This window comes from Pseudoalteromonas sp. MEBiC 03607, from assembly GCF_004792295.1.
Taxonomy (GTDB): Bacteria; Pseudomonadota; Gammaproteobacteria; order Enterobacterales; family Alteromonadaceae; genus Pseudoalteromonas; species Pseudoalteromonas lipolytica_C.
Map to the genome: position 1 here is coordinate 3,158,798 of NZ_SRRY01000001.1, position 20,614 is coordinate 3,179,411.

The 20,614-nt window shown below is 39.9% G+C and carries 12 protein-coding genes; 5 read left to right on the top strand and 7 right to left on the bottom strand.

Annotation, left to right across the window (positions count from 1 at the left end; all coding sequences use genetic code 11):
• Positions 1-54: 54 nt before the first annotated feature.
• Complete coding sequence (locus E5N72_RS14400; protein ID WP_135925769.1) at positions 55-1,830, bottom strand: sodium:solute symporter family protein; 1,776 nt, start codon at positions 1,828-1,830, stop codon at positions 55-57.
• Positions 1,831-1,848: 18 nt separating this feature from the next.
• A complete protein-coding gene (locus tag E5N72_RS14405; RefSeq protein WP_135925770.1) occupies positions 1,849-2,991 on the bottom strand; it encodes a Gfo/Idh/MocA family oxidoreductase in 1,143 nt (380 codons plus the stop codon).
• A 432-nt stretch (positions 2,992-3,423) separates the two neighbouring features.
• Here E5N72_RS14405 and E5N72_RS14410 point away from each other — a divergent pair, with 432 nt between their 5' ends.
• Positions 3,424-4,209, top strand: a complete 786-nt coding sequence (locus E5N72_RS14410) for a helix-turn-helix domain-containing protein (protein WP_135925771.1) — start codon at positions 3,424-3,426, stop codon at positions 4,207-4,209.
• A gap of 302 nt (positions 4,210-4,511) precedes the next feature.
• Positions 4,512-7,310 (top strand): TonB-dependent receptor, encoded by a 2,799-nt coding sequence (locus E5N72_RS14415; protein ID WP_168246743.1) that lies wholly within the window; start codon positions 4,512-4,514, stop codon positions 7,308-7,310.
• 155 nt (positions 7,311-7,465) lie between these two features.
• Here the strand turns inward: E5N72_RS14415 and E5N72_RS14420 are convergent, their stop codons facing one another.
• The 3 genes from E5N72_RS14420 to E5N72_RS14430 form a co-directional block, all read right to left on the bottom strand.
• Entirely contained in the window at positions 7,466-10,534 is a 3,069-nt protein-coding gene (locus E5N72_RS14420) for an Ig-like domain-containing protein (protein ID WP_135925773.1), read from the bottom strand.
• A gap of 562 nt (positions 10,535-11,096) precedes the next feature.
• Complete coding sequence (locus tag E5N72_RS14425) at positions 11,097-12,251, bottom strand: iron-containing alcohol dehydrogenase (protein WP_135925774.1); 1,155 nt, start codon at positions 12,249-12,251, stop codon at positions 11,097-11,099.
• A gap of 43 nt (positions 12,252-12,294) precedes the next feature.
• Positions 12,295-13,128 (bottom strand): type 1 glutamine amidotransferase domain-containing protein, encoded by an 834-nt coding sequence (locus tag E5N72_RS14430; RefSeq protein WP_135925775.1) that lies wholly within the window; start codon positions 13,126-13,128, stop codon positions 12,295-12,297.
• A 106-nt stretch (positions 13,129-13,234) separates the two neighbouring features.
• Between E5N72_RS14430 and E5N72_RS14435 the strand changes: the two genes are divergently transcribed.
• Entirely contained in the window at positions 13,235-14,134 is a 900-nt protein-coding gene (locus E5N72_RS14435; protein WP_135925776.1) for a LysR family transcriptional regulator, read from the top strand.
• Here E5N72_RS14435 and E5N72_RS14440 read toward each other — a convergent pair.
• Positions 14,115-14,651 carry an isochorismatase family protein gene (locus E5N72_RS14440; RefSeq protein ID WP_135925777.1) on the bottom strand — a complete coding sequence of 179 codons (537 nt, stop codon included), beginning with the start codon at positions 14,649-14,651 and terminating at the stop codon, positions 14,115-14,117. The genes E5N72_RS14435 and E5N72_RS14440 overlap by 20 nt on opposite strands.
• Positions 14,652-14,770: 119 nt before the next feature.
• Here E5N72_RS14440 and E5N72_RS14445 point away from each other — a divergent pair, with 119 nt between their 5' ends.
• Positions 14,771-15,718, top strand: coding sequence for a helix-turn-helix domain-containing protein (locus tag E5N72_RS14445; RefSeq protein WP_135925778.1), 948 nt, complete (start codon positions 14,771-14,773; stop codon positions 15,716-15,718).
• 182 nt (positions 15,719-15,900) lie between these two features.
• Here E5N72_RS14445 and E5N72_RS14450 read toward each other — a convergent pair whose 3' ends face one another.
• Positions 15,901-18,405, bottom strand: coding sequence for a S8 family serine peptidase (locus E5N72_RS14450; RefSeq protein ID WP_135925779.1), 2,505 nt, complete (start codon positions 18,403-18,405; stop codon positions 15,901-15,903).
• 671 nt (positions 18,406-19,076) lie between these two features.
• Between E5N72_RS14450 and E5N72_RS14455 the strand changes: the two genes are divergently transcribed.
• The gene (locus E5N72_RS14455; RefSeq protein ID WP_135925780.1) at positions 19,077-20,585 is read left to right on the top strand and encodes a curlin; all 1,509 of its coding nucleotides are present in this window, start codon (positions 19,077-19,079) and stop codon (positions 20,583-20,585) included.
• Positions 20,586-20,614 lie beyond the last annotated feature (29 nt).

Below are 20,614 nucleotides of genomic sequence, written 5' to 3' on the forward strand. Positions count from 1 at the left end.
ATGCTCTTTACAAGAGCACTGCATGGCTTGCGACACAACTAAAAAACTCTTTTGTTATACTTCTTGCCTTAATGAGGCTATTACTTGAGGCATCTTAATTTTTACCACCCAACCAGATGCAATTATGAATATTAAGTAATAACCAAAGGTAGACCAATCTTCAAACAGGGCGTTACCTATGCCAAGCAGTAGGGAATAAATAAAGATAATACTCGCGACACAGGCAATAGCATTATCTTTAATTCCAGCTGCTATTGGCTCTATACCTGTGATGTCTCTAACTTTTTTCCATCCTCTACCGTGAATCTTAAGGCGGCTATAAAATTCAATTGTTTTCGGGCTGGGTGTTTTGCTCGTTGTAAGCAATGTCACAATTAAGCTAATAACCAAAGTTGCGCATGTGGTTATCAGCATACGAACAGCAAACCATTTAGCATCGCCTTCATCTGGTAAAATATACATCATTGCATTACCTACAATTACTGCAGATAAAAGTGCACTTATTTCTGACCAAACGTTAATGCGCCACCAATACCAACGAGCTATTAATACAACTGAAATCGGAATAATGATAACGGTAATATACTCATAGGCTCCCAAAATACTCTCCAGCTGAGTCGTGACTATTAGAGCAAACAGAGTGAGTGCTAGCATGCTGATGCGTGCAACTTTTATATAATGCGCTTTTTCACGTCCTTTCACTAAATAAGGCTCGTAAACATCGTTGACCAAGTATGACGACCCCCAGTTTAGCTGCGTATCTAAAGTACTCATGAAGGCAGCAAGTAACGACGCCACCATAATGCCTTTTAAACCTACAGGTAAAAACTCATCAATCATCATAGGATAAGATTGTTCGGCATCGGCGATCGCTGGGAAATACACTAATGACGCCACACCTACAATGATCCACGGCCAACTTCTCAATACTAAGTGACAAAACGCAAACCAGTACAAGCTCAGCATGGCATCTTTTTCGCTTCGCGCAGCTAATGTTCGCTGAAGGAAAAAGCCAAACCCTGGGGCATAGTTTAACCAGCCTATGCAAACCAAAATTAAGAAAGTGGCTGTTTTTAGATCCCACTCAAAATCAGGGATCATTTTTAACGTATCACTATTAAAGCCAGGTGACGCTTCAACTGCAGCTACGATACCTCCATGATCTTGCAAATCAACATAAACGATAACAGCTAAAACCATCGAACCAATGATAGCGAGCGCAAATTGAATTAGGTCGGTGTACACAACACCATATAAACCCGACATAGCGGTATAAACAACAGCAGCAACCGCTAATACAATAAGAATTAATGTCGTCGCAGTAATGTCGCCAAATAAAGGAATTGCAAATAAGGGCTCTGGTGAGAGCCCTAAAATTACCACTATAATTTTTGACATTGCTAACGTAACCGAAGCAATAATGATGCAGTTTACAAATACACCATCAAATATCGCTTTGAATATACGCAAAAAATCTGTGGCTAAGCTCTTATCATAACGCTGTGAGATTAATTCAATCTCTGTCAGTGCTTTAGAGCGACGCCACAAATTAGCAAAGAAAAATACAGAGATAATTACCCCGATTACGCTAACCCACCAGATCCAGTTTGCGTAGATGCCCTGCTCACGCACGGCCCCTGCCACAAACAAGGGGGTGTCTGAGGAAAACGTCGTTGCCACCATGGATGTGCCAGCTATGTACCAAGGTAATGATCGACCTGCAACAAAAAAATCAGCCGTACTTTCACTGGCCTTTTTTGTAAAGAGCATCCCTATAACAACGGCTGCTACTACATAAAACGCAACTATTAACCAATCAATTAAGACCATGTGAATCTCCCAATGCTTTTAATTTTTATTTAGGTAGCTATCAAATTTTTTCCATGTTTCAGTCATGTCTATAATTGTGCCGGTTTGGCGAGCTTCATCTAGCTTGATAGCCGTTAAGCCAGCCTGTAAAGCATCAACAATTGAAACTGGTAACGGTGTTCCATTTTCAAAGTAAGCAATCCAATCGGCAGCCATTTCCTCTTCAGCACCGTAGTGCATAGAAACTGAATCATCATGTATGTATGACTTATCGATAAGAGCGCCTGAGGTAATACAGTCATGTACTTTAAAGTAATTTCGTACAAAATCCCCTTCAGCCATACCAATCGTGCCAAACACACTGAAGTGACGATAATCATTCGGTACGTTCAAATTTGTATGAAAACTTAAATTTATGCCGTTTTCATACTCAATAAGCGCTGTTTGGTGATCCACCAACTCCGAGTCGTTATCAAACACTTCATCAATACCATTCCAACGTGACTTACGTTGATGATAAACAGGGTGTTTACCAAGGTGTTTGTTTTCTGGCGTAAATGTTTTACGACCACCAAAACTAACAAGTTTTTTTGGACGGCTCTTCACAAGACCTTGGTAAAGATCAAGATCATGACAACATTTCTCAAGTAAGAAGCCCCCAGACAAACCATGGTGTCTACGCCAATCACGCATAAAAAATGCACCGTGTTCTGGTGGAATATGCTCAGAAGCTTCAATACTTGTAATGTCACCCAATAGCTTTGAAGAAACAGCTGCAATTAAATCTTTGTATAAAGGAGCATAGCGTAAAACCATGCCTACCAGAATTTTATCGAACGCATTATGCTTAGCGATAAGTTCAAGTACGTCATAGGTTTGCTGCTCTGACATGACAATTGGCTTTTCTGCAAAAATCAGTAAACCTGCTTCAATTCCTAATCTAAGGTGCTCTAAATGCATATGATTGGGTGATCCAATCATCAACATATCTAGCTGCTCATTAGCTAACATATCCGCAAGATCATCATAAGATCGCATTGAAATACCATGGGACTCCATGTACTCAACTTTTACAGATTCCGGATCAGCAAAAGCGACCAAATTAAAGTTTGGGATTAGCTCATGCATAACTTTGGCGACATAACTCAAACGATCACCTAAACCACAAATACCTACTTTCACAATTTTATTCCTAGCAACTGATGCACTGTTACTTACGTTAGTAACGGACGACTTACTAGGTCAATCACTTGTGACTTTGACATGAATGAGATTTTTTTAATGAAACTAAACGCAAGCAGGGTTTCAAATACAAAACATTCACATTTAAAACATGAAATTTACAAAGCAGACTGTTAACTATTGCCTAGCTATGTTTTGGTTCAATGGAGACTAAACGTTGTTTAAAAAACGTTTGATGAATAATTTATAGGCAGCTTAACGCTATAATTTTTATATAAAAATAAGAATTGGTTTATTGACCAAAACGAAATAGATGAGATATACACATACTTTTACCGCTTTTTTCAGCGATATAAAAGTGCATAAGTTAACAAAAAGTCTACACTTATGTATGACCACCAACCTCTTTTTATAAGTGATTAGACGTACCCAATGACTGAGAAAGATACCAAGTATAAAGCACCTGCTCTTGAGAAAGGCATGGCCATTATAGAATTACTGGCAAAAACTCCTGAAGGCCTTAACCTTACGCAAATTTCTGATTCATTAGGGAAATCTAAAGCTGAAATATTTCGTATGGTCGCAGTACTAAATGATTTACATTATCTTGAGTTTTTTCAGCAAGAACGTGTTTACAGACTGTCCCTAAAACTATATCGACTAACCCACCGGTACGCCCCAGTCCACCATTTAAACAACGTTGCATTTCCGATCATTCAAACGCTTTGTAGCGAAATTCAACAATCTTGTCATTTAGTCGTGTACTCCGATGGCGGCGGTTTAATACTTTCGCACCAAGATTATGACACCAACAGTAACTGCTTAACCTTACCAGTCGGAGGGCGAGGCCCGCTCACTGATAATTGTGCTGGTCATGTGTTACTTGCTTTTGCATCTTATGATAATCGCGAGCGCATGCTTAAAGCATATCAAGAGAATCACCCCGAGGTTTCACTTGATTTGATGGCACTGCGAAATATTTGGTTAAGGGTAAAAGAGCAAGGCCACGAAGCTATGCCGAGCCCTGTTTTGACAGGCGTATACGATATCGGTGTGCCTATATTTGATTACTACCATAATGCAGTGGCCGTATTATTAACATCGATACTTATGTATCGTGATGAATCTCGTAATGCTAATTTTGATGAGGTAATTAGAAAACTTAAAGACACGTCATTGTTAATCTCAAAGAAAATGGGCTTTAACGACGAGAATTGACGGATGCACAACTAATTATGCACTTACCTCACCTCCCCACTTTTAAATACTTATTTGTCTTTTGGTACGTGCTGTTTTTCTGGTGAAAAAGCGTTTTTCAGGAATATTCAGAAAACGTCTTGTTAACAGGTTTGCAACCAACTTGTTTCATTTATAAAACATTAATCTTGGCAAAATTTTAACTAAGAAATCTAAACAACGTAATCACTAAAGCGCGTTGACGGAATTTTAGTCTTTATATATCACTGAATGGACATTTGAACATTCACGATAACAATACGCTTAGAGCGATGGGGGTCAATATGATGAAATTCACCAGAAGCCAAATAGCCTTATCTGTAGCGCTCTCTCTAATGGGAAGCACAGTAGCGGCGGAGGAGAATACACAAGCACAGGATGCTAAAAATGATGATATCGAAGTAATTGCAGTCAGCGGCGTAAGATTGAGCTTGAAAGAAGCCATCGCGACAAAACGCGGTTCGGACAAAATTCTTGATTCAATTGCTGCTGAGGATATGGGTAAATTTCCCGATGAAAACGTCGCGCAGTCGCTGCAACGTGTTCCGGGTATTTCGATAGACCGTCCTCGTGGTAGCCCAAATGGTGGCACGAATGGTAGTACAGATGGTCGCCTTGGTGGTCAATATGTACAAATCCGTGGCTTACCAGTTGACTTTACACAGGTAACACTAAACGGTCGTTCGTTATCGTCTGGCCGTAGTATTGGCCGTCAATTCTCTCTTGATGTACTTCCTTCTGAGTTAATTGGACAACTGGACGTGTATAAAACCGTTTCAGCAGACCAACTTGAAGGCGGTATTGGTGGTAACGCAGATATTAAAACGCGTAAACCGCTTGATGCTGATGAAGTAGGCTTTTCGGGTGCTTGGTCAGCCGAAGGTGTTTACAGTGAACTTGCAGATTCAACAGATCCTCGCTTGTCAGGTATCGTGAACTGGAAATCTGACGATGAAAAGTTTGGTGTACTTGTAGGTGTTACCTATTCAGAACGTCAAACGCGTGAAGATGAATACTTCTCTTGGGGTAATGTAAACTTTGGCCCAGGTACAGGAGACGGTGTTGAAATTCGTCCTGATCTTGCCACAGTTCCAGGTGGTACTAACGATGGTAGTATCGATTACCCTAACTCTCTATACCCAATTGAGCCACTAACTCAATACTATGGTGATGAGAGAACTCGTACAGGTTTAAATGCAGTTATTGAATTTCAGCCAAGCGATGAGTTGAACATCACATTCGATGGTTTATATGCAACATTCGATGTTGATGAGACAGCACTGCAACTGCCTGCTCGTTTCCAATTCCGTGGCCCACAAGATCCAAGTCAATGGGTAGCTGCCGATATTAATGATCCAAACGGTCGTGGTGTAGGTGGTATTTTCCCATTCTTAGTTACTGAAGCAGTTGTTGAAAACGATAATCTTGTTTATGCCGTTGCACCACAAACACAATTCCGAAGTGTATCAGAATTAACTAAACTTGAATCAGATACTCTAGCACTTGGTACACACGTGAACTGGGCACCAAATGAAGATTGGGTACTTGATTTTGATATCGGCTATTCAAAAGGCGAGCAAACACGTGATCTGAAGAGCGTACTACTACAAGCCTTTGCAGACGTAGTATATGACGCACGTAATCCAGATAATGGTATTCCTGATCTATATGTTACAGGCACTGATCTGAATGATCCTGATAACTACCGTGTTGCATTTGGTAATTCAAATGCCCGTGATGTAAAAGATACGTCTTTATCATTCGCTTTTGATGCCAAATACTTCTTAGACAATGACTACTTCACAAGTCTTGAAGCTGGTGTACGTTACACACAACGTGCAAAAGAGATCAAAGCATATGTAGGTAATAGCTTTACAGGTGCAAATGGTGTTCCTGCGGTACTACCAACATCTGCAATCAACTTACTTGACTTCCCTGTTGACGATTTCTTAGGTGAAGCGCCAGATGCAAATGTAATACGTAGCTTTGTTATTGGTGACCCAACTGATTTCCACAACAAGTATGGTGTTGAAAGACAGTTTGATAGCATCAGCTCATTCAAAGTTGAAGAAGACATTGCCGCGGCTTACATCAAAGCAAACATGGCCTTTGACGTTGCAGACATTCCAGTAAAAGGTAATGTTGGTGTACGTGCAGTCAAAACTGATGTAGAAGCAACGGGTGCACTACCTGTAGAAATCATCATCCGCAGTGCCGGTGACTACGATGTTGTTGGTGAAACAAGCTCAACGAGCAGTAATTACACAAATGTCTTACCTAGTTTAAGCTTAAATGCTGAATTAACTGACGAAGTGTACTTACGCTTTGGTGCAAGTAAAACTGTAACACGCCCAACGCTTTCACAGCTTTCACCGCGTTTTACATTTAGTACTACAACTCTAACAGGTTCTGCGGGTAACCCGGCCCTTGAACCGTTTGAATCTGATTCATTCGATTTATCACTTGAGTGGTACTTCAACGACACAGGTCTTCTAAGTGGTGCATTATTCCAAAAAGAGATCGATGGTTTCGTATTTAATTCAAGTGCGCCAGAAACAATCGCTGGAATTGATTGGGCATCTGTAGACCGTCCACGAAATGCGGCTTCTGCAACTATCTCTGGTGCTGAGTTAAGTTTCCAAACAACGTTTGATTTCTTACCTGCTCCATTTGATGGTCTAGGCATGTTAGCAAACTACACTTATACAGACAGTGACACTAACTTTGGTGATGGCTTTGAAGGTCAAACATTCAGCTACACAGGTCTATCTAAGAATGTATATAACTTAGTTGGTTACTATGAAAAAGGTCCAGCATCAGTTCGTTTATCTTACAACTATCGTGAGAAATACTTACTTGAGCCATCATTTGGTTTCTTCGCAGGCCCTCGTCATGTAAACGACTACCAACAGCTTGATTTAAGCTCGTCATATAAAATCAATGACAATTACTCATTGACATTCAATGTGACAAACTTAACCAATGAGCGCTTCGATCGTTACTTTAATAACGATGAGTCAATCATTGCGACAACCAACTTTACAGGTCGCCAATACTACGTAGGTATTCGCGGTACCTTCTAACTCATTATGTTGTTGTAGGTGATATACCTAAGCCAAAGCCTCCTAACGGAGGCTTTTTTTGTGAACTATTTATCTTTCGTGATGCCGATATTTAACAGCAGACATAAAAATGCTGCACCAAGTAAATTGATACAGCATAAATAAACTACTTTTACTTATAGCTTAAGTTTACGTCTAAACGCGACCATGGCTAACAGCAAAGATATTAAGTAGTACACGCTACCACCAGAACCTGAATCAGAACTTGAGTTGTCAGCTTTGCCAACTACGTTAATCACGACAGTTTTAGCCTCTGAAGAAGCAAATCTGTCTTTTGCTCGGTAACTAAAGTTAACAGCATAAGTCGACTCACCCGCAGGCTCGTAGACAAACAAGCCAGTGTCCTTATCAAAACTAAGCTCGCCAGAACTTGGGCTTGTTACTAGCTCAAATTCTAACTCATCACTATCTTCATCATTGCCAATAAAACGACCATTAACTACCGTTGAGTAATAAGTTTCATAACTTAAATCTGTAGCTGTTGGTGTGGTATTTGTTAATTCAACAACAACATTGGCAAGTGCCGTCTCTTCAAGGGAATCTTGCGCGGTAAAAGTAATTGAAACAGGCTGTAAAGATTCACCACTCGGCGTGTATTTAATTTCACCCATGTTTTGATCAAGTAACTCAATATGACCATGTTGAGGCTCATTTTTTACAGTGAAAATAAGTTGCTCATCATCTGCATCAGAGGCTGGCAAATTAAGTATCAAGGGTGTATTCCAGTGTGTTTTAATCGTAGAGTTTTCAACGACCGGCGCCTGATTTGTTAAAGTAGCTGTGAACTTTGCGAGCTCAGAACGTGAACGACCTTTTACTGTATAAAACGCTAATTCATCAACACCTACAGTGCCGTTAGGCGTATATGTGAACTGCCCTGTTTTGCGGTCAATAAACGTTAATTGGCCAAGGCTAGGGCTATTTTCAAACACTACAAAATCAATATCACTCAAATTAAGATTAACGTCGATTGCTGCAAGCACATGAGATGTTACCTCGCTATCTTGCGGTGTAGCTAAAGGTGCTGCGGCTTCATTCGAGAACACCTCTATAGATTTTCCTGAAAGCAGTGAATAGTCCACACCTTTGTATGTTGCACTCACAATAGAACTGCGTTGATTTGCACGCGCTACTTCATAAAGTAGTTCATCATTAATTAAGTCGTACTCTCCAAACTTATCTTCACAACTAAATAAGATGAAGCCTGCGCGTGTAGATACTATATTGTTTAATGAATTGTCACATAGTTGCGCAACTTCTGACATTTCTCCTGATTCTTTGAACGAGAATAAAAGGCCATACTGGTTGGCAACATAAAGCGCTTTTTTACCATCAACAACAACACCCTCTAGCGACTTAAAACTGTCGTTTAAAGAGTAATTAGTGACACTATTATCAGTGTAATTATATTTAACTAATTGGTTACCTGTTAAAGCAAATAATTCTTTACTGCTTTGCTGTGTATCTATGCCTGCGACTATGCCAGAAACCCCACCCCAAAAGTTCTGTAAGCGAGGTGATTGCTTAAGTAGCTCACCCGTTTGCCCATTAAAAACTCGTATATAAGAGCCTTCACTGCCGGTGTGTGATGCGCCGTTACCTACAATCAGCTCTAACAGACCATCGTTATTGATGTCATGGGCTTCAATCGTTGAAATTTGGTCGCCACTTTGAAAAGGTACTGTATACAGTAAGTTTCCATTTTCTGGTGAAAATACTTGTATATTTCCAGTGTAAGTTTCTGAGCCAGCAACAATTAAATAGTTTTTGCCATCATTGAATAAATCAGCAGTAATCACATACTGGTAGTCATTCCAACCATCGGTCAAAGCAATGCTAGGTAACACCTGCTCTTTTGTTTCTATATCAATAACTTGAAGCTTATTTGTGCCATTCTCAGAAAAAATAACATCAATTCCACCTTTACCGTCAATATCAGCAAGTCCTAGCAAAAATTGTGAATAGACAGTGATCGTTTGCGACCATTGCATAGACTTATCTTCAACGGTATGAATATAAAACCCGTCATCACCTGAAGATGTGTAACCCGCTCCCCATGCAATATCTGTTTTGCCGTCAAGATTAAAATCATCCACCAAAATACTAGAAACACTGTGTTCAGGGTTATTGATTTGCCAAAACTCCTCGCCAGAACTTAAAGACAAAGCATGAATTTGCCCCCACTGACCATCGCCATATACTAGCTCTTGGGCACCGTCATTATTGATATCTGCAACTATAATTTTTGAAATATCTAAATCACTATTGGCTGTCCACACAATACTGTCTGTATTTGGACTGATTAACTCAATTGAATACCAGCCTTGGCCATTAATGACTTCATCTAAGCCATCTTGGTTTGTATCAACACTTTGTAAATGGATACCTGTTAGTTGGCTGTTCAGTGTTTTTATATAATCTATTGTATTTTCAGAGATACGATACAACTTGCCATCTTCAAGCATTAATTCGTGAACATTTTGCTCGGTAAACGAACCAACAACAAATTTGTTACCGTAATACTCAAGCTCTGAAATAACAGAAAGGTCTGACTGGTCTAGTATTAAAATCTGGCTATTGGCAATAGCAATAAGCTCGTCCTGACCATCGTTATTAATATCTCTTGCCGTAACTGATTGGCTAGAAACTACATTCTTAGTACTTTCGACTTTCATTGTTAGTAAGTTAATTTTTACTATCTGACTGCTCGTCATAAGTATTAAATAATATGTATCATCTGCAATGCTTTTTACCAATGTACTATCAGTGATGTAATCCTGAGAATCGAAACCTTCAACGACTGAATATTGATTATCTTTATACTCAATAATATTAAAATCGTTTTGTTGCACCGAAATAATTTGCTTATTACCGTTACCGAACAAGTCAACAGCATAAAGACCATTGAGACCTGTTGAATTACTTAATGAAAAACGGCGAAACACCGAGGTAAGCTCTATGTTTTCTAATTCTGATGTAGTTGATGTCGCTAAGGTTTTACTCAACGAAGTAGTCGGCGCTATATTTTGTTGTGCGCGACTTGTAAAATAAGATTCGTCATAATTAATTGGTTGCGAATTTGAATAAGTCGCATCGCCAAATTGATTATATTCAGGTGTGCTTTTAGTCGCACTGATAGCTTGCGTGCTAAGTAAAAGCATCGCTAGACATGTTAGTTTGGTCATTTCCCTATCCTTAAGGTAGTGCTTTAGCTCTCGATTAAACAATAGCTGGAGGTGAGTTCACTTTAGATGTTGGTATTAAGTTATATTTTTAATTTAAAAACCGTGCATTTTCCCTTATCAGAAACACATGGTCAAGGTAATTGTATCCTTCATGTTAAAATTGCTAAAAAATACAACACAATTCTTGCTTCACTTAGCGAACGTATTCCCTCATCAACCAATACAAAACCCCGTTATTTTCGCTCCTCGCCTCGTACTTTTACATTGAAATTAATTGCTTTGAAATTAATAACCTCACGGTCAACCCTTTGTTATGTTCCCCGCATCATCAAACACATAAATAGCATTATTAAAAACTGCCACAGCAAGCTGCTTTAGGTAGTACTGAAGTTAAAGGCACTGCTTCTGTGAATATGCAGTTTTTAGGAGCAAAGACTCAATGCGCTCTGGCATCTAGACTATTTTGCCATTGCCCACTTTGCTTATTGCTTGGGCTTTAGACATTAAAAAAGGCGTAACAGTTAATCACTATTACGCCCTTTCATATTAAGTTTTAACTAACTCAAAGTGCTAATGCTAAGATTGATTTCACCTTTTCTAAATCAATATCACCATGCTCACCTAATTTCGTTAGCTCGTTTTTCTCTAAATTAGCAACAACGGCCTCAATAGCTTGCTCGTCAAGGTCATAATCAGCTAGACGTGTTTTCACCGTCATGGCCTCAAAGAAGTCCTGTACAGCTTTAATCGTTTTATCGATTTGCTCAGCTTCGTCGCTATAATTTAGTCCGAACACTCTTTCACCAAGCTGCTGAATTTTAATTGATTTCTGTTCTTTTTGAACATGCATTAAGGCAGGCAGAACTATCGCCAAGGTTTGTGCATGATCAAGGTTATAAAGTGCCGTTAATTCATGGCCAATCATATGTGTAGACCAATCTTGCGGTACACCTTGACCAATTAAACCATTCAGTGCCATCGTAGCCGACCACATCACATTAGCTCTAACATCATAATTTTGTGGCTCGCTCAGCGCCTTTGGCCCTTCGCTAATCAAGGTTTGCAAAATACCTTCTGCAAAACGGTCTTGTAATGGTGCATTAACAGGGTACGTTAAGTATTGCTCAATAACGTGAACAAACGCATCCACCACACCATTACTTACCTGACGTGCAGGCAACGAAAACGTGTATTCAGGATCAAGTACAGCAAAAACAGGTTGTACTGTTGGTGACGAAAAAGCGCGCTTTTGTGACGTCTCTTTTTTAGTTACCACTGAGTTACCATTACTCTCAGAGCCTGTTGCTGGTAAGGTTAATACCGCACCGATTGGTAAAGGATTGCTAAACTCTGCCCCTTTAACAAGGATATCCCACGGCTCCCCAGCATAGTTATAGGCTGCAGCAACAAACTTAGCGCCATCAATAACACTGCCACCACCAACAGCTAAAATAAAGTTAACATGGTGCTCTTTTGCCGTTGTAACCGCTTGCATCAGTGTTTCGTAAGTTGGGTTTGGCTCAACGCCACCAAACTCTATAACGTCAACATCGGCTAGTGCACTCATAGCTTGGTCGTATACGCCGTTTTTCTTTATTGAGCCACCACCGTAGAGTAACAACACCTTTGCATCGGTTGGTAAGCGTGATGAAATTTCGCTAATTTGACCTTTACCAAATAAAATTTCTGTTTGATTTTTATAAATAAAGTTTAGCATCGATTTGCCTCCTAAATTTTTGATAGGTAATACTTTTACAAATTTACTTTGCTAACATTTTTAATAGTTTTTCAGCTAACAACGTATCTGAAAATGGGTTTTGCCCCGTAATGAGTTCGCGGTCAACAACCACGTTAGGCTGCCACTCGCTGGCAAATGCCATATTTCCACCAGCGTTTTCCATTGCCATAGCCGGATAGAACTTAAGCTTTTTACCTTCTAAACTGCTTTCAAACACTCGCTCTTCTGGATCAGAAAATATTGTCATTTTATAGCCATCATAAATCCAATTGCTTGCTGACGCCGTCTGCCCAGTTTGGATTGCACTGTAATACGCCTTCGGCTCAGTTTGTGCCGATAATAAGGTAATTGGGCCGTGGCAAATTGCCGCCGTAGGTTTACCGTGTTGATTAAAGTGGCGCAAAATTTCACCGACTTCAGGATTATTTGCTAAATCAATCAACGGAGCATGACCACCAGGGATAAACACTGCATCATATTGGCTCAAACCGCCTGCCAAAATCTCACTCAAACTAGCGGTATCATTAATATTGGGTAACGATGCAATAAATTTTTGGATCTCTCTCATTTTTTGCTCATCACCAGCAAAGTAATCTACGCTGATTGATTTTTTATCAACCTGCGGAGCATTCCCCTTTGGCGTTGCTAACACAAGCTCATAGCCCGCATCTGCGAGAGCTTTTGCAGGTACACCAAACTCGTTAAGGTAATAACCTGTCTCAATGCTGTGCCCACCAGCAAGTTCCATGGTTGTCTCGCTTGATAAAATGACTAATACCTCGCCTTCACTTGCCACAGCAAATAATGACATAGTCGAAGCTGCTACGAATGTTAAACACTGCAAAACCTTGTTCATGATTTATCCTCTTATTTGAATGCATCTAGAATAGGCTGTTTGCGCGCTTGTGTGAATTCGGATAAATTAAGAGAAGCAATCAGAAAATTTATGGCTCGCCTATTTTATGTCTTACCTCACACAGCTAAAAACCTTTGTGGAAGTTTATCGCTGCAAAAATATAACAAAAGCAGCAGCTAACCTCGGTTTGTCGCAACCTTCGGTTTCGGCCCATATTCAAGCCATGGAGTCAGTCGTTGGTAAAGCGTTGTTTGAACGCAAAGCTCGCGGAGTTACTCCGACCGCTGCTGCGCACGATTTAGCACTGCAAGTGTCTGGTCACATTGATATTTTAGAGCAAAAAATTATGTCAATCCGCGCCCGCTCAAGTGCCGTATATGGCACTGTAAATATCGCAGGGCCTGCCGAATATATTAGTAGTGTGTCAGGGCCACAAATCGCCAACTTATTGCAATCTGGCAATGTAAACCTTGTTCTGCATATTGGTAATAAGGTGAGTATTTTTGATGCCTTGCAATCTGGTGCAGCAGATATCGCTATTGCCGCCTCCGAACCCGACCCTTCACTTTTTGATAGCTTAGTGCTTGATAGAGAAAAGCTTATTTTAGTAATGAACCGCCTTCACGGACGAGAAATTAAAGATAGCACTATCACCGCAGACCTTCTCTCAAGCTACAATGTTGTCGCTTATGATGAAGAGCTGCCTCTAATTAGGCAATACTTTGAGTCTGTGTTCAACGCAAAATGCCATTCAAATGTGATAGCTATTTGCCCTGACATTCGTGCAATTAGCAATATTATTCGCTCAGGTATTGGCTACTCTGTGTTGCCTGATTACCTATGCCGCGATCAGATAAAAGCTGGAGAGCTTGTACAGCTGGGCCCTGTAGGCCCAGAAAACATAATTTACTTAGTATGGAACAAAGGCGCCTTAAAGCATCCTCGCATTGCATTTGCCAAAGATGTTATTTCAGCCTTTGCGAATATTAATTACTTTGCAAACTAAGCAAAGCTTGATTTGACTCTAATAGCTTTACTCGTGGGGCAAGGGCATTTAAAGCGATTAAGTGAAGCATTTCAGTAACGGTTGTACACGCATCCGTTAAGACTTCCACGTCGTATTCTTTTGCTTGCTCAGATATCGCCGTATGAGTCACACAATTTTGAGTCATCATACCTGCGATCAAAAGTTTTTTAATACCGTGCTGCTTTAAAATATCATCGAGATTTGTTTGATAAAAACTATCTGCATAGTGTTTTACAACCACAGGGGCTTCTGGTGCTGCTTTTAAAATATCAGGATGAATATTGACCCCTATCGTATCTTGGTTAAAAAAAGGAGCCAAGCCTTGTCGTGATTCAGCAATATGTTGAATATGGATAGGTAAAATGCCACATTCTGTTGCTTGTTTTATTACCTCAACAAGCTGATCTTTTACTTGTTTAGCCTGCCATAGAGGAAATGCGCCACCTGCAAAATAATCATTCTGTAAATCGATAATCAATAAAGCTGTATTTGTCATTGTGAGAACCTTTTGGAGTTGTGTTGTGGCACAGTTTGCTTAATTTTTAACGCAGCAAACAGTGACCCAAACACCATTTATCGATAATATTGGGCCAAAGTATCTGATAAGGCTTTACCTTGAACGTTGCTGTATTAGCATTTCCAAATATCAGCCCATTTCATCTTGCAGTACCATGCATGGTGTTTGGTGAGGGTGCTCGCTCGGCAGGCATCAAAGAATTTAACTTAGCAGTGTGCAGCGAAAGTAAAGCTGTAATGCCTTCAAGCTCGGGGTTTGATATTCAAGCGCGTCATTCAATTTCAAAGTTTGATCAGGCAGATATTATAATTATTCCGTCTTGGCCATTCCCTGAAACAATTCCCTCTAAAGAATTAACAACCAGCTTGCTAACCGCGCATCAGCGTGGCGCTATTATTGTAGGACTTTGCTTAGGAGCTTATGCGTTAGCGCACACTGGGCTTTTAGATAATATTGAAGCAACCACTCATTGGGCCTATAGCAATGACTTCAAAGCACGTTTTCCTAAAGTGAAGCTTAACAATCAAGTGCTTTACCTTGAACATAACCAGCTTTATACATCGGCAGGAACCGCAGCAGCCATTGATTGCTGTTTACACTTAGTACGTCAGTACTTAGGTAGTAAGCACAGCAATGCCATAGCAAGGATAATGGTAACAGCTCCCTATCGAACAGGCGGACAATCACAGTTCGTCGCTTTACCAGTACCAAACAATGTTACAGACGAGCGCTTAGCGTCATTACTTGAACAAATACAAAAAAATCTGTGTGCCACACACACAATAGATGAACTTGCAAAACAAATGCATATGAGCCGACGAACCTTCACCCGCCATTTTCAGTCTCTTACAGGGCAAAGCCTAGGACAATGGCTTTTGAATCAGCGTTTAAACTATGCACAGCAATTACTAGAAGCAACCGATTTATCATTAGAGCACTTGTCAGAAAAATGTGGTTTTGGCTCTGCTGTTACTTTAAGGCATCACTTTCGCAAGCAATTTGGCTTATCACCTAGAGATTGGCGTAATGCATTTCGCCAAGCTTGATAGAAGATAACTTATTTAATTATTAATGATTTTGACTACACTAAAAGGGGATTTAAAAGCGCTCAAATGTATTCAAACGATTACCTACATATGGTAAATAAACTTAGCTCTATAAACATATAAAACCGCGCAAAAATGCGCGGTTTTATACTTATGTGCACCAACACAACCGCTAACAGACACTAATCAAATGTAACAGTTACTTCATTTGAGCATACATCTGCTGATTGACAAACCTGATAAGAGTACGAGCTTTCTGTTGCTCTACGTTCAAAATCTAGGTATTTGCCGGTATTTTCTGTAGTACTGATCAGCTCGCCATTACGATAAATGTTAACGCTATCGGCACTACTTCCTTCCCAACCAAGCTGCACACGCATGTAGCCAAGGCGTGTTTTATTAGCGCGCACTAATTCAAGTTCAATTACATCAGAGCTCACTGACAGTTGTTGGGTTACAGTATCGGTATATCCTTCACTATCGGTCACTGTTAAGGCTACAGAGTAAGTTCCTGATTCTGCATAAGTATAAGTTGGGCTAGCATCAGAGCTTGTTGCGCCATCACCAAAGTCCCACATCCAACTGACAATATCACCATTTACATCAGTACTCGCATCTGAAAACTGAACATTTAAGCCATCTGCAGTAAATGTAAATCCAGCTTGTGGCGGTTGAGGAGAGACTTCTCCAATCCCAGTTAAGTTTAATGACCAAGCATTGAGAGTACCTGTATCAGAGCTGGCATTATCAGACACAAAGAGAGTCCAGTCACCTGTGGCAACTTCACCATTGAAAGCCGCCGAATTATAAGTTTCATTGATGTCATCAGCACTACCACCCGACCTATTATGTAAGGTTACCATCGTACCTGATGGAGATGTTAAGGTAACAATTAAATCGCCAATCCAAGTATGTGTTATATCTACAAAGGTATTTGTATCAAAAACGGTGATGTCATCATTAATGGTAATAGTAGATGTAATACCCTGTGAGTTAGTATCAGGAATAGCCATCGGGGTGTCATTTTGATAGCTAAACTCGGTTAAACCTTGCGGCAATACATATAATCCGACAACTTCTTGTTGCTCCAAGTCACCCGATACAGCGTTTATAGCTACACTGTAATCTCCCCATGTGGTTTGTTCAGTTGTAGGAACGGTTAAAGTAACAGACTCGCCGGGCTGAGCTGTATTTGATGATAACACAGCACCGCTAATAGGGCTGTCTACCGATAATTCAACCACACCTTGCCATTGTGCAATGGAGCCAATACTCAACTCGTAGCTTGCATTCTCACCTGCTACAATTTCTTGATTCCGTGGTGCAACAGACAATCTAAAACTAGGCTCAGGATCTGCATCGAGTAGTGCCTGATGAACATTTAAACGGGTGCCAGCAACTGTCAACCCAGCTAAATTTGCATTAGCATCACCGCTACTCATTAGTAACTGTTTTAATTCTAGCGCAGTTAAATTAGGATTAATTGATAGCACGAGTGCTGCAGCCCCAGCAACATGTGGTGTAGCCATTGAAGTACCAGAATAAGAAGCATAACCGCCCCCAGGTACTGTTGATAAAATTGCACTACCTGGCGCTCCCATATCAACGCTTGTTAAGCCCCACTGCGAGTCCCAGGCCATTTCATCTGTATGCGTTGTATTTGCCACTGCCAAAATTGAATCATGTTCATAACTAGATGGGTAATGAGGGTTTACATCATTGTCGACGCCATCGTTACCTGCCGCTGCGACAAATAAAATATCTGCATTTTCACTGGCTGTAATAGAATCAGCTAAGGCTTGGCTATAGCCACCTCCTCCCCAACTATTATTCGTTACCCTAATATTATGACCGGCATTTTTAAGGGCTACAAAATAGTCAACACACTCAATTGCATCTGACGTAGAACCCGTTCCCGCTGAGCTCAAAAACTTACAACCTGCGATAGATACTTCATGATTTACACCCACAACTCCTTGCGTATTATTACCAGAAGCACCTAACGTACCTGATACATGCGATCCGTGCCCCTGATCATCCATAGGATCACCATTTCCTGTAATCGCATTTATGCCATAAACATCATCAATGTAGCCATTACCATCATTATCGATACCATCCCCAGCTATCTCGCCAGGGTTTACCCACATATTTGCTTGTAAGTCAGGATGATTATAATCTACACCAGTATCAATAACCCCAACGATTATCTCACTTGAACCTGTGGTTATGTCCCATGCTTCAACTGCATCGATATCAGCATCAGCAACTCCCCCTGTTTGCCCAGTGTTATTCATCCCCCAAAGTTCAGCAAAACGAGTATCATCAGGAATACCTAATACCCGTAACTGATAATCAGGCTCTGCATATTCTACTGCTGGATGCTTAGATAAGGCTTCTAATGCAACTTTTTGGTTTACTTCTGAAAGCTTAAAGTTTGCTAACCGACCACCTAAAATGTGTTTGTAACGGTCATCGATACCATCTGAATTTAAGTCTCTTATTTTTGCTTTAACTAAAGAACGTGCTTGTGCTCGAACTGCTGCAGGCGTTCCTTTTTTAAATACTACCAATATGCTATTTTCATCCACACTTTTTGTCGATTTATTAGGCTGAGTGCTTGCATGTGCACCAACCGTAAGGAGTGGAATAATAGCCAGTGTTAAAGCTGATAATTTTGTTTTCATAGTGCTATTCCATAAACAGACGCTGTGAAAACACAGCGTAGAGTATTTCTTCTCTGAAACACCGATACACAATCTTGTGGCAACAAAACCTTTTTAGTAACTGTTTAAAAAATACGCAAACCAAAACGAAGAGAACTTAAAATTTTCATTCTTTTTTGTGATCTAAAATGAAATTAAATCTAGAGTTTCAAGCTTTTTTGTTAGCTTTAACCTGCCGAAACTCATGTCATCTTTCTCATTCTTTTTTTGTACTAGATCCTATTTTCATAAAGGCCCCCAAGCAAAAGTAAGCCTAAGCAATTGACTTAAATAGATTAAAAAAATCACAAAAACATTCCATTTATCACTTTGTAAAGTAAACATAAAGTTAATACTCACGGTTGCGAAATTATCTTCTTTCATTCGCTACAAGCGAAACGACGTTTTGAAGTAGCCATTTTCACAGCCGTTTTTGGGCTTCTCTGTATTCGATATACAAACAAAGGTTCTTTTTTCTATACGAATGATGCCATACGCAATCACGGAAGTTTTGGTGTTTCACCACCAAGTAAATAGCACAAACATTTTGGATTCGCGCACACCTGTTAAGTAGCAAAATTACAAGCCGGCAACCTTGTAAAAACGCTTTGTGTATCGCGGCTAAAAATATTTTATTGATTAAGGAGATTAGCGTGAAACTATCTAAATCGATTTTAACCTGCGCAATAGCAATGGCTTTATCTTCTGCTGCGTATGCTCAAAATACAGATAAACCAAGTTCAACATCTGCGTTGACAAATGTAGAGCGTGTTACTGCACAAGGTAACCTGCTCGTCATTTCTCAAACGTCTATCCAAGGCTTAGGAAATGCAGCAAGTACATTACAACAAGGTAATTCAAATCAAGTTGAGATAATTACCACAGGTGATGGCAATGAGACCGATGCCGTTCAAATGGGCAATGGGAATCTTATTCTTGTAACAACTTACGGTGATAACAACCAACAGTCTTATACGCAAGATGGTGAGCAAAATGGAGCTCTAACTGAAGTAACAGGTGATAGCAACCAGCTTTCAGTAGTTCAAAATGGTGCAAGTTTTTTTGGTATTACAAATGAAGTAATCAATATCATAAATGGCGATGAAAATGACATTACTGTAACACAAGATGGCGATGGAAATTGGTTTTATAACTACAACATGCAAGGCAGTGCTAATGAAGTAACTGCTGAGCAGTATGGTATTTGGCATGAAGCAAAACTATATGCCATCTATGGTGATGAAAATACCATAGAAATAGAACAAGACGGTTTTTGGAACCAGCTCACTGTTAACGACATCTCTGGCAACATGAATGAACTTACCAGTGAGCAAATTGGCTCTTACAATGAAATTAGTATCACTGAACTCTATGGCGATGAAAATGAAATCAGTATTGAACAAAATGGTGATGAAAACCAAGTAAGCATTGATTCAATCAACGGCAATGAAAACAATATTGAAGTTGAGCAAAGAGGAAATAACAACGAATTCAATTCAGGTGTGTTCACAGGTAATGATAACGAAGTTGATAGTATTCAATATGGTGATGACAACATAGCAACCGCAGAGTTAATTGGTGACGAAAATGACATGTTGTCTGTTCAAAATGGCAATAACAATACCACTTACTTTGGAGTTATCGGCAATAATAACGAATTTATATCACTTCAAGTAGGAAGCGATAATATTGCTCATGCCGTTAACTTTAATGGTTCAAATAATGACATTGAAATGGTGCAAACAGGGGATCTAAATACCGCAATAATTGAGTCATCTTATCCAAATACCAGCATTGCTAGTAATGCGAATGAAATTGTTATATCACAAAATGGCTATGCTAACGAAGCTACCCTTAGCTTGAGCTCTGTTATGGAAAGCTCGAATAACCAAGTTGATTTAGCTCAAAATGGAGAGCTTAACGCAATTGATCTTATGATTGAGGGTCTTGGTAATAGTATTGATATTGCGCAAGAAGGTAACTTTAACTTAGTTGCAGGTATTAGTGAGGGTGCTTTTATTGTTTCAGGAGACGAAAACTCTGTTTCAATCAGCCAAGTAGGTGAAGGTAACCTAGTTGAAGGGTCTATCATGGGAAGTGGTAACGTTATATCAGTTACTCAGATTGGTGACTTCAATTCAGCAACTGTCATTCAACAGTAATAGAGTGTAAGGAGGGGCCCTCCCCTCCT